At 51.5% G+C, this 12,272-nt stretch carries 11 protein-coding genes; all 11 read left to right on the forward strand.

The window, feature by feature from the left end:
• Positions 1-63 precede the first annotated feature (63 nt).
• Positions 64-1,224, forward strand: coding sequence for an N-acetyl-alpha-D-glucosaminyl L-malate synthase BshA (gene bshA / locus BN6628_RS10590; RefSeq protein ID WP_068617181.1), 1,161 nt, complete (start codon positions 64-66; stop codon positions 1,222-1,224).
• Between the two features lie 65 nt (positions 1,225-1,289).
• The gene (locus tag BN6628_RS10595) at positions 1,290-2,627 is read left to right on the forward strand and encodes a CCA tRNA nucleotidyltransferase (RefSeq protein ID WP_068617183.1); all 1,338 of its coding nucleotides are present in this window, start codon (positions 1,290-1,292) and stop codon (positions 2,625-2,627) included.
• Positions 2,617-3,588 (forward strand): biotin--[acetyl-CoA-carboxylase] ligase, encoded by a 972-nt coding sequence (locus BN6628_RS10600; protein ID WP_068617185.1) that lies wholly within the window; start codon positions 2,617-2,619, stop codon positions 3,586-3,588. Before BN6628_RS10595 ends, BN6628_RS10600 begins: the two co-directional genes overlap by 11 nt.
• 287 nt (positions 3,589-3,875) lie before the next feature.
• Positions 3,876-4,712: a 3-methyl-2-oxobutanoate hydroxymethyltransferase gene (gene panB, locus BN6628_RS10605; RefSeq protein ID WP_068622181.1), complete on the forward strand. Its 837-nt coding sequence runs from the start codon at positions 3,876-3,878 to the stop codon at positions 4,710-4,712.
• The gene (gene panC / locus BN6628_RS10610) at positions 4,709-5,614 is read left to right on the forward strand and encodes a pantoate--beta-alanine ligase (RefSeq protein WP_068617187.1); all 906 of its coding nucleotides are present in this window, start codon (positions 4,709-4,711) and stop codon (positions 5,612-5,614) included. The genes panB and panC overlap by 4 nt, the downstream gene beginning before the upstream one ends.
• Positions 5,607-5,990, forward strand: a complete 384-nt coding sequence (gene panD, locus BN6628_RS10615; protein ID WP_068617189.1) for an aspartate 1-decarboxylase — start codon at positions 5,607-5,609, stop codon at positions 5,988-5,990. The genes panC and panD overlap by 8 nt, the downstream gene beginning before the upstream one ends.
• A gap of 112 nt (positions 5,991-6,102) precedes the next feature.
• Positions 6,103-6,735, forward strand: coding sequence for a hypothetical protein (locus tag BN6628_RS10620; RefSeq protein ID WP_306432870.1), 633 nt, complete (start codon positions 6,103-6,105; stop codon positions 6,733-6,735).
• 168 nt (positions 6,736-6,903) lie between these two features.
• Positions 6,904-9,762, forward strand: coding sequence for an ATP-dependent DNA helicase DinG (gene dinG, locus BN6628_RS10625; RefSeq protein WP_068617195.1), 2,859 nt, complete (start codon positions 6,904-6,906; stop codon positions 9,760-9,762).
• A 31-nt stretch (positions 9,763-9,793) separates the two neighbouring features.
• Entirely contained in the window at positions 9,794-10,444 is a 651-nt protein-coding gene (locus BN6628_RS10630; RefSeq protein WP_068617197.1) for a redox-sensing transcriptional repressor Rex, read from the forward strand.
• On the forward strand, positions 10,434-11,732 hold the full coding sequence (locus BN6628_RS10635) for an amidohydrolase (RefSeq protein WP_068617198.1): 1,299 nt from the start codon (positions 10,434-10,436) through the stop codon (positions 11,730-11,732). Before BN6628_RS10630 ends, BN6628_RS10635 begins: the two co-directional genes overlap by 11 nt.
• 33 nt (positions 11,733-11,765) lie before the next feature.
• Entirely contained in the window at positions 11,766-12,272 is a 507-nt protein-coding gene (locus tag BN6628_RS10640) for a cell wall elongation regulator TseB-like domain-containing protein (RefSeq protein ID WP_068617200.1), read from the forward strand.

Raw genomic sequence — 12,272 nt, forward strand, 5'->3', positions numbered from 1 at the left:
ATACGATGTATGGAAGTGACAAATCGATGGTTATCATTCTATAAGAAAGAAGGTGCCCCTGACATGAGCCAATCTCTCAAAATCGGCATCACCTGTTACCCGACACTTGGCGGATCAGGGGTTGTGGCTACCGAACTTGGCAAGCTGCTTGCTGAGAAGGGCCATGAGGTTCATTTTATATCCCATAGTGTCCCGTTCCGGCTCGGAGCTTTTCAGAAAAATATATTCTATCATGAAGTAGAAGTGAACGATTATTACGTATTCCGGTATCCGCCTTATGACTTGTCGCTTGCGACCAAAATGGCCCAGGTTGCCAAGCGGGAGAAGCTGGATATTCTGCATGTTCATTATGCTGTACCCCATGCGGTATGCGCCTTCCTGGCCAAACAGATGGTCGGAGACAGCCTTAAAGTAGTGACCACGCTGCACGGAACAGATATTACGGTATTAGCCCAGGATGAATCGCTTAAGGACCTCATCAGACTGGCGATTAACGAGAGTGATGCGGTGACCTCGGTATCTGAGGACCTGATGAGAGAAACACGGGAGGTTCTGGAGATCACCCGCGATATTGATTTAACCTATAACTTTGTAGATAAACGGATTTACTATCCGCGTGACATAGATTCGCTGCGCAGTGATTTTGCTTTTCCTAACGAGAAGATTTTGATGCATATCTCGAATTTCCGGCCGGTTAAGCGTGTGCATGATGTGGTTGATATCTTCTCACAGGTGAGTGCACAAATCCCGGCGCGCCTGCTGTTTGTGGGCGAGGGTCCGGACCTGCCGAAGGTTCAGTGCAAGATCAAGGAGCTTGGCCTGGAGGACCGTGTGCATTTCCTCGGTAAGCAGGATCAGATCGCCCAGATCATTTCAATGGCTGATGTCCTGCTGCTGCCTTCAGAGAAAGAGAGTTTCGGGCTGGTTGCTCTGGAGGCCATGGCCTGCGGCGTGCCAACGATCGGTTCACAAGCAGGGGGAATTCCTGAGCTGGTGGCGCATGGAGTCACCGGATTTCTGGCTCCGACCGGGGATACAAAAGCGATGGCTGATTATGCCGTTAAGCTGCTGACCGACGAAAAGCTGGCTGGCGAAATGTCCAAGGCTTGTCTGGACCGGGCAAGATGCCAGTTCAGCAGCGACCGGATCACGGATGAATATGAGCAAATTTACTACCGGGTGCTTGGGAGGCAAGTTCCAAGCCTAAAGCCGGTATGCAGCTAATAAACTCCGGGTGAGAGGAACTTCCCTCTCCCCGGAGTCTTGTTTGCGAGGAGAGGGTTGAAGTTATGAAGATGTGGACACAGGTGGAGCCTGCAATGATGTCCGCTGGTGTGCAGGTGTTAACGAAATTAACCCAGGCGGGTTATGAGGCTTATTGGGTGGGCGGGTGTGTCCGTGATGAGATCATGGGCAGGCCGGTCCACGACATGGATATTGCCACGTCAGCCAAGCCTGAGGACGTCATTCAGCTGTTTGACCGGAGCGTGCCGACGGGGCTTAAGCACGGAACCGTGACTGTACTTATCGGCAAGCAGGCATTCGAGGTCACAACCTTTCGCAAGGAGACCGAGTATGAGGATCACCGGCGTCCCGTGTCCGTGCAGTTCGTTGACGCGATCCGGGAGGATTTGGAGCGAAGGGACTTCACCATGAACGCCATGGCCATGGATCTGGAAGGAAACTTAACGGACCCTTTCCAAGGACGTAGGGATATTGAGCTTAAGGTGATCCGCTGTGTGGGGGACGCGGACAAGCGGTTTGACGAAGATGCGCTGCGGATGATCCGTGCGGTCCGGTTCGCTTCCGTTTTCGGCTTCAGACTCGTTCCCAGCACCTGGAGAGCCATAATGCGCAGCCGGGACAAGATGGGATACATAGCGACCGAAAGAATCCGTACCGAGCTGGAGAAAATGCTTGCCGGGCCAGACCCCATCCGGGGGCTCGAGCTTCTGAGACGGAGCAGGCTGCTTGAGCAGGCCAAGATTCCGGCCGATCTGACTCATCTGGACGAGAAGCGGCTTAAGCATCTCTCCTCCCTGCCTGCAGAACCCTTATGGTTAAGACTATCACTCCTAATCCAGGCGCTTCATATCCCCGAAGATGAGGTTCTGGATTTGTTGAAACGCTGGACGTTCTCCAACCGGGATGCAAGTGCTGCAGCCGGACTGGTCCGCTTCGACCAGGAGTGGTCGTCGATTGTATATCATTCAAGGCACCTTGATACCGCTGAGAGCATAGAGTTCATGCGCCGAAGCTGGATCGCGCTGCAGCTGGCTTATGGCAAGGAAATTGCCGGTTTATGGATCGACAGGGCCGTAGTCTTAACCCAGGCTTCAAAGGCTGATCGACCAGATGTTCCGGGATCGGAGCAGCAGACAAATCCGAATATGACGGGGGATCTTGAGCAAATTCGCAGGTGGCATACGAGTGTGCCGCTGCATCAGGTCAAAGAGCTTGCGCTCACCGGTACGGATGTGCTGGAGGCGGCCGGGAGACCGGGAGGGCCGTGGCTCAGCATTTTAATGAAAAAACTGCTGCTTGCCGCAGCCGTGGGTGATGTCGCCAACGAGCATGTTGAACTGATTGAAGAAGTGAAACGGATGGTGAACGAAGATGAAGCCTAACACGGTGCTTGATATATTTATGGAGAACCCGGGGGAATACCTGTCCGGGGAAGAAATCAGCCGGCGTTTATCGATCAGCCGTGCTGCGGTCTGGAAGCAGATCAACAAGCTGCGGGAGGCCGGATATGAATTCGATGCCATATCCAGAAGAGGCTACCGGCTGGTGCAGAAGCCAAGCCGTCTCAATGCGGTCACATTGATGGGCGCCATGCGGACTGATGTCCTGGGCAGACAGCTTAAAGTGTTGGATGTTACCACCTCCACTCAAGAGGATGTGCGCAGGCTTGCTGAAGAAGGGGCCCAAGAAGGCACCCTGGTCATAGCGGAGGAACAGACAGTGGGCCGCGGACGGTTCGGGCGCAAGTGGTTCTCTCCGCCTGGCAAGGGCATCTGGATGAGCCTGCTCCTGAGACCTGGCCTTCCACTATCCTGTGCCCCCCAGCTTACGCTGCTTACGGCTGTGGCGGTATGCAGAGCGATCCGGTCAGTGACCGGCGTGGACTCCGGCATTAAATGGCCGAACGACCTCCTTGTGCATGGACGCAAAATATGCGGCATCCTGCTGGAATCCGTCGCGGAAGACGAGCGAATCCGGTACTGCATCGCCGGGATTGGCATCGATGCCAACATGACGGCAGAGGATTACCCGGAGGAACTGCGGGACAAGGTCTCTTCCCTGCGGCTGGAGAGCGGACAGCTGATAGATCGTGAGTCGCTCATCGGGGCGGTGATGTCAGAGCTCGAGAAGCTGTACAAGCTTTATTTGGAGGAGGGCTTCGGACCCATTGCCCATTTATGGGAAGCTCTATCTGTAACGATCAACCAGGAGGTTACGCTGAACACTCCTCAAGGACCTGTAACCGGATATGCCACCGGGATTGATATGAGCGGAGCGCTGATTCTGGACCAGGATGGCAGGAAAACCTTGATATTCTCAGGCGATGTACAACTTGGCGGATGAAAAAATTGACGTTATCTGTTATACTGTCCGTACGAGGTGGTATTGGAGTCATCCAAACTGCACTCTAAGGAAAGTACAACAAGCAAGTGAATCTAAGGTTACGTTGGATTCTGCTCTGAGCCGAAGGGACCGAGACAGAAGGGACGAACGCAAGTGACTCTTCTTAAGATCTATGGACTTTTCGGACTTTTTGGTGCACAACTGAAAGGTTCTTTTTGTTGTGCGCGCAAAGCTTCTAATTTTGGGAAACCCAAAGGAGATGAAGGTCCGTGCTTAACATTGTAAAAATGAAAAAAATGAAACAGAACGGCGAGAAGCTCACCATGATCACCGCCTACGACTACCCTTCCGCCAAGCTGGCGGAAGAAGCGGGTGTGGATATGCTGCTCGTGGGAGATTCCCTGGGCAACGTGGTGCTTGGCTATGACTCGACGGTTCCAGTTACTCTTGATGACATGGTGTATCATTCCCGTGCGGTAAGACGAGGGGCTGAGCATACGTTCATTGTGACGGATATGCCGTTTATGACTTATCACGGCGGTATTGACGAGACCCTGAGGAACGTAAGACGGATTATGCAGGAAGGCCATGCTCATGCTGTGAAGATGGAGGGTGGCGTCGAGATCTGTCTGGCTGTGGAGAGCATTGTGAAATCCGGTGTGCCAGTGCTTGGACACATCGGACTGACCCCGCAATCGGTCAACCAGATTGGCGGATACCGTGTTCAGGGCAAGGATGAACAGGATGCACGAAGATTGCTCGAAGATGCCAAGGCGCTGGAGCGTGCCGGGGCTTTTGGCGTGGTGCTGGAGTTGGTTACGGAGGAAGTAGCGGCGGAAATCTCCAGACAGCTTTCCATTCCTACGATCGGCATTGGAGCGGGAAGAGGCTGCGACGGACAGGTGCTTGTGTATCATGATGTGCTTAAATATGACTCCGACTATCGTGAGAAGCGGTTCGTGAAGACTTTTGCAGATATTGGCGCTGAAATTCGCCGGGGAATTGGGCAGTATGTTCAGGAGGTCAAATCGGGGCAATTTCCGGCCGAGAAGCACGTATTCCAAGCGGATGACCATGTAGTGGAGTCCCTGTACGGAAAAAGAAAGGTGGATACCCGGTCATGATATTGATTCATCAGGTGGATGAGCTAAGAACGTACTTAAAAAAGGAGCGCTTGAGCTCGGCTAAGGAAGGCAGGGAGCTATCGGTGGGCTTTGTGCCAACGATGGGGTTCCTGCACGATGGTCATGCCAGCCTGCTGAAGCAGGCACGTGAACATAACGATCTTGTTGTGCTTAGTATATTTGTGAACCCGATCCAATTCGGCCCGGGAGAAGACCTGGATCGTTATCCAAGGGATGAAGAAAGGGATCTGGCCCTGGCGAAGCGTGAAGGGGTCGATATAGTATTCCTGCCGAGCGTGCTGGAGATGTATCCTAAACCGACCAAAACAAAGATTGTAGTGTCCGAGCTTACCAGCGGTCTATGCGGAGCTTCCCGCCCGGGACATTTCGACGGTGTCACAACGGTCGTTGGCAAGCTGCTGCATATGATCAGCCCAACCCGGGCCTATTTCGGCCTGAAGGATGCCCAGCAGGCTGCTGTGATCCGGCAAATGGTCGATGATCTGAATTTTGACGTCGAGATCATTCCATGTCCGATTATCCGGGAATCTGACGGCTTGGCGTTAAGCTCCCGCAATGTATATCTTGGGACTGAGGAACGGGAGCAGGCCCTGGTCCTGTCTAAGTCGCTCCGAGAGGCGGAGGAGATGATCCGCAGCGGCAGATCCGTTTCACTCTCCGAGGTCCGGGATACCATTACGGCAAAAATTAACTCAAAGCCCCTCGCGGAGATCGATTATGTGGATATTCTTCAATTCCCGGGGCTTACTCCGGTGGACGAATCTATGCCAGCCACCCAGATCAAAGGCGAGATTATTATTGCTTTGGCTGTGAAATTTGGCAAGACCCGACTGATTGACAATATTCTGCTCTCACCTGAAGGAGTGGTTAACCATGTATAGAACGATGATGAAATCAAAGATCCACCGTGCAACAGTAACAGAAGCGAATCTGAACTATGTGGGCAGCATCACTATTGATGAGAGTCTGATGGAGCGGGCCGATCTTCTTGAGAATGAAAAAGTGCAGATTGTAAATAATAACAACGGCGCAAGATTGGAAACGTACGTGATCACAGGTCCGCGCGGCAGCGGGGTAATCTGTCTTAACGGAGCTGCGGCCAGACTGGTTCAGCCGGGCGACACGGTAATTATTATTTCTTATGCTCAAATGTCCCAGGAGGAGCTCCTGACACATAAACCTACGGTTGTGTTTGTTGATGAGAACAACCGGCCGGTGGAAACCGCCCGGCATGAGGTGCATGCTACAATCCGATAACGCGAAGCAAACCATTATTTAAATGGTGCCTGCAAGAATGAAATCAGGCTCCCGGACAAAAAATGAACATAGGCCGCCGCTTGATTTCATTTTCGTGTAAGGTGGGATGCAGATGATGTTTCAGCATGTTTTTGCGGAAATGAATGATATGTTAGAGGAAATTGCCCAGGTGTACCCGGTCGCAAAAGGAACTCAGAAGCAGGAGCTCAGCAAAAAGTGGCAGATGCTCAAGCACATGAGTGATGGCATCATTGAAGAATGGTTATCTTTTGAAGAGAAAATGAGTGATGTGCGCAAAAGCTGGGGATTGCCGGATTCCATGGAGTCGGCTGAGCTTCCTGAGATGAAGTCAGGCTCATTTATCAAAGGGCAGGGCTATTACAAGCTGATGATGTATTCTCATGCAGTCGAACAGTTCAAGCTCACCACAGAGGAGTTCAAAGACAGCCTTCTCGCCCGGATTTATTTAGCCATGTCTTATTTGTATATGAATGAAGTCAGGGAGGCCGGGCGCCACTTTCAATGGGTGCTGCCCCTCACGGAGAACAAACGGCTGCGCTCGATTATCTACAATGCTCTGGGCTGCATTGAAGCCAAGCTGAACCAGATGGAGAGAGCGCGGGATTATTTTTTACTTGCCCATCATATTGATCCTACATTTACCGAGCCGCTCTCCAATCTTGAAGTATGCAAGCAAAAGCAAGGTTCCCTGCAGTTCGGAAGTCAACTTGCGGCCTTAATGTAGATGGGTGCACAATTGTGAGACGATGCGTAATCCCTTCGGGAAAGCGCATCGTTTTTTTGTGATGCCAAGATGATCTTGTGCGAATATTTGTTTGCATGATTAATTTTCAAATCGGGCATTTTTTGTTATGCTGTTAAGGAGACTGGAACGAAAGGTAATGAGTATACAATGAAATATGCCGTTCTCGATTTTGAAACGACAGGTAACCAGTCCTCTGATGAGATTATTCAAGTTGGGCTTGCCATTATAGATCACGATTCAACGATAACTCAGGTGTATTCGTCATATGTGAAGCCGGGAGTTCCGATTCCGCCGTTCATTACCCAGTTAACGGGAATAACGGAGGAGGATGTGAAGGACGCGCCGGACCTCGATGAGGTTATGATGGAGATGGTTCCCCTTCTGGACGATGTAATCCTGGTTGGACATAATGTTGCTTTTGACTTTAATTTCTTACAGAGTGCTTTAGATAAAACGGGTTATTTGCCATTTACTGGACGTATTCTGGATACGATGGATTTTCTGAAAATTATGTTCCCTTCACTTACCTCCTATCAGCTTGGATTTGTATCCGGCGAGTTCGGGGTTACGCATGATAGACCACACCAGGCCGATTCGGACGCGCTGGCGACCGCACTGATCTTCCTGAAATGTCTGGAGGAGATTGAAGAGCTGCCTCTTCTGTCGCTGCAGCGTCTCTCTGACCTGTTCGCAGGAGAAGACAGCGATCTGGGGTGGTTCTTTGATGCGGCACTGCATGAGAGGGAGAAGGAAGCTGCCGCGCCCATGGCGGACGGTTATTCCTATTACCGGCAGTTTGCCTTGAAGACCGAGGACTGGATCGACATCAAGCCGGCGAGAAGCGAGGAGGCGGACAATCCGCTCGAAGACGTTTCCTTTGAACAGTTCCTGAGTCAGGTCCGTGCGAATCTGAAGGCGAAGCTCCCGCAGTTCGAAGAGCGTGAAGCCCAGAATATGATGCTGGACGAGGTAATGCGGGCATTCGACGAGGATAAGCATTTGCTTGTGGAAGCTGGCACTGGAACGGGGAAATCCCTTGGATACCTGCTTCCCGCGATTTATCACAGTGTAAAGGCCGAAGAGAAAGTTATGGTCAGCACACATACCATAAACCTTCAGGAGCAATTACGTGAGCGGGATATTCCTTTATTGTCCGAGGTTGTACCGTTTCCATTCCGTGCAGCGATCTTCAAGGGCAGACAGCATTATTTGTGTCTGCGTAAATTTGAACATAAAATAAATAAAAGAGACTTTGTATCGCCCAAGGAAGAGGTTATGATCGCGGCTCAGATGATCGTCTGGCTTACCCAGACCGAAACCGGCGACGATGAAGAGCTGAATCAAGGGAACCGGGGGGCGGACTTCTGGGAGACAGTTGCCAGTGAATCAGACTCATGTCTGGGCCGCTCCTGCCCTTGGTTCCGCAAATGCTACTATCACAAGGCCAAACATGAAGCTGGAGTGGCCGACGTGGTGATCACCAATCATTCCAAACTGTTTACGGATGTGAAGGCCGGGCATCAGCTGCTGCCATCCTACGAGCGGCTGGTGATTGATGAGGCACATCATCTGGAAGATGTGGCTGGCAAGCACCTTGGTATGAATATGAAGTATTTCACCGTTCTTCATACCCTTACCCGGCTGTATAAAGACAGCCGTACAGGGCAGCTTCCTAATCTCCGCATCCAGCTTCAAAGCAGTGGTTCGGAGAAAGCACTGGAATGGGTTAACGTAATTGATAACTTGTATCCGGAGCTGCTGGAGATCAAAGAGAACTGGGACCGCCTCAGCGACCAGCTGTTCAGCTTGATGCCTGAACGAAGTGATGCGGCTCCCGGTGAACCCGGCCAGTTCGTGCTTAGGCTCCTGCCGAATAACAAGCCGAAGAACTGGGAAGAGCTGAGCGAGCTTGAGAATCAAATCTATCTGACGATGGGGGGCGTCATCCGCAAGGGTGAGCGGATGATGAATGAGCTGAAGGATGATGATGACAGCTATGGGTCGGAGAGCTTGCTTACGGACATCAGCGGTCTATTTAAAGACTTGGTGGCCGAGCGGGACAATATCCGCTCATTCATGAAGCTGGACAACGAAGAGACCGTGTATTGGATCGAAGGCAACGGACATTACCGCAGCCGTTCTCTGCAGATTTACGCGGTGCCAGTTGAAGTTAGCCAACAGCTGAAGGAATATTTCTTTGACAAAAAGAAAAGTGTTATTATGACCTCGGCAACGCTGTCCGTGGACAAATCATTCCAGTACATGATTGAACAGCTGGGACTTCAGGAAGCTTCGGATCAGGATCGGCTGCTTACTTCAATGCTTCCTTCCCCGTTTAAATACCGGGAGCAGGCACTGCTTGTCATTCCAAGAGACTTCCCTAGTGTTAAGGGGAGTGTTGGTGATGACTACTTTGTCAGCACATTGGTGGGCTCGCTCGCTGATGCGGCGGTAGCGACACAGGGCCGTATGCTGGTCCTGTTTACCTCGTACCGGATGCTGCGCCAGGTCTACGATCCGTTGAAAGAGGTGCTTGGCGCGCAAGGCATTACCGTGATCGGACAAGGCGTGGACAGCGGCAACCGCACCAAGCTAACCCGCAGATTCCAAGGCCAGCAGGCCTCGGTACTGCTGGGAACAAGCAGCTTCTGGGAAGGGGTGGATATCCCGGGAGATGCGCTGACAAGCCTGGCGATCGTCCGGCTGCCGTTCCAGCCACCGAATCACCCGCTGGTGGAAGCGAAGAGTGAGCGGCTTCAGCGGCAGAAGAAGAATCCGTTCATGAAGCTGTCCGTTCCGCAGGCGGTGATCCGGTTCAAGCAGGGCTTCGGACGGCTGGTCCGCTCCTCACAGGACCGCGGAATTGTGATTGTCTATGATACGCGGATTCTTGAGTCCTACTATGGGAAGTACTTCCTGTATTCTTTGCCGGGGCCAAAGATGGAGCATATGCCCACACAGCAAATGGTGTCCCGAATATCAGAATGGCTAGGCACCGGCGATTGACCGGACTCATTAGATTTAGGGGGAAATAGAGATGAAATCGGAGAAAATATCGGACGCGGTTGTGCGCAGATTGCCTGTATATCTGCGCTTTCTGAATGAGCTTAGCCTGCGGGAGGTTGCGACCGTTTCTTCACAGGAGCTTGGACAAAAGCTGGATCTCAACCCGGCACAAATCCGCAAGGATTTGGCATATTTTGGTGACTTTGGCCGCAAGGGGATTGGGTATGATGTTTCATATCTGATTGAGAAGATCCGCCAAATCCTGAATTTGGATCAGCAGATTAATGTGGCCCTTGTTGGGGCAGGTAATCTGGGCCAAGCCTTGTCGAATTACAATACGTATTTGAAAGATAACATGAAGATTGTGGCCCTCTTTGATGCTTCCGAGCACAAGATTGGCCAGAAGATCAACTCATTGACAGTGCAGCCGATTGAGGAATTGGGAGAGACGGTCAAGAGGCTGAATATCCGGATCGGGATTATTACAGTCCCTGATATTGAGGCTCAGCGGGTTGCTGATCAGCTGATCAGCGCCGGAATAGAAGCCATACTTAACTTCGCGCCGACTATTCTGAAGGTGCCTGCTGGGGTACGTCTGCACGCGGCGGATTTCACCACCGATCTGCTCAGCTTGGCTTATTATTTGGAGGATGGAAAGGAAGACGAGTGGAATGAGTCGTAAATGGTTGATCAAGAACGGAACCTTTGTGGTATTGGAGCCCGGGCAATCCGTGATCAAGGGATATATGCTGATCGAGGATGATGTAATTAAATATATTGGAGAGAATTGCCCGGAAGGTGAAGAGGAGACAGAAGCTTTTGACGGAAGCGGCCTGCTTTTTTCTCCAGGATTGATCAACACCCATGGCCATGCGGCAATGTCCCTGCTGAGGGGTTATGGTGATGATATGGAACTCCAAACGTGGCTTCAAGAGAAGATGTGGCCGATGGAGGCCAAGTTTACATCTAACGATGTATACTGGGGAACATCCCTGTCCGTATTGGAGATGCTCAAAGGCGGAACCACGACCTTCTTGGACATGTATGACCATATGGACCAGGTGGCCAAGGTGGTCCAGGAATCCGGGATACGCGCGGTGCTTATGCGTGGAGCTATAGGGCTGTGTCCGGAAGACGTGCAGCAGATGAAGCTGGAGGAGGCGGTACGATTCGCCAAAGACTGGCATGGACAGGCCGATGGAAGAATCACTACCATGATGTCGCCGCACTCCCCTTATACATGTCCTCCGGCATTTATTGAGAAGTTTGTCCAGGCGGCACATGATCTGGACCTGCCGCTGCATACGCATATGTCGGAGACGGCTGCGGAAGTTCAGCAGAACATCAATGATTATGGGACACGTCCAACGATCCATTTGGAGAAACTTGGATTTTTCTCCCGTCCATCCATTATAGCCCATGGTGTTCATCTTACCGACGAAGAGATTGAGATCCTGGCCAGAAACAAGGTGGCCGTCTCTCATAACCCGGGAAGCAATCTTAAGCTGGCGAGCGGTGTAGCGCGTGTAATGGATCTTCAGAAGGCTGGTGTGGTCGTTTCTTTGGGTACCGACGGCGCAGCCAGCAATAATAACCTGGATATGTTTGAAGAGGTAAGGCTTGCCGCATTGATTCATAAAGGTGTATCAGGTGATCCGACTGCGGTGCCTGCGGATGAGGCGCTCAAGATGGGCACCATTTATGGCGCACAGTCTGTCTATCTTCAGAACACTGGCCGTCTTGCCGTTGGCATGAAAGCGGATTTCATTGCTTTGGATACAAATCAAGCTCATTTTGTTCCATTTACGGATTTTATTTCCCACATGGTCTACTCTGCAGGGCCGAAGGATGTTAAGCACGTGTGGGTGAACGGGGCGCAAGTTGTGAAAGATGGAAGCTGCATCACAATGGATGAAGAGCGGATTCGCCGGGAAGCTCAAGCATGTTTTGAAGGACTGCTCTCCCGTTAAGCGGAGACTTCTGGCCAGAAAGGAAGTGAAGGCTTGAAGAAAAAGACGAAATGGATTCTGCTCTCCATTCTCATTGTGCTTGTAGTTCTGTTCGGGATACAGCGTTATTATGTATATACCATGAGTGATTACTGGGCGGAGAAGGATGCGGCAATTATAGTGGCGAAGCAGCAGGCGGGACTAGCCTCGGTAGAGCATGCGAGCAAGTCAGTCTGGGATACCATATGCTGGGTCATCGAGGGCAAAAATACATCCAATCAGGACATCGTGGTCTGGGTGGTTGACGGCAAAGTGGATCATCAGGAGCTGGCCAAGAACGGAGTTACTCTGGAGCAGGTGCGCGATAAGGTGAAGGCTGAGCTGCCAGATGCAACTATTGTGAGGCTCGTGCCTGGAATCTATGACAAAGACCCGGATGACACAGCAAAGGAATATGTATATCAATTGTTCTACAAAGAAAAGGATCATTATAACTACAGATTCTACAGATTCTCGGATGGTCAGGCTCTACAGGATACGTTTACCCTGCCTAATCGTTAA

Origin of the sequence: Paenibacillus tuaregi, from assembly GCF_900086655.1 — a bacterium.
Classification (GTDB): domain Bacteria; phylum Bacillota; class Bacilli; order Paenibacillales; family Paenibacillaceae; genus Fontibacillus; species Fontibacillus tuaregi.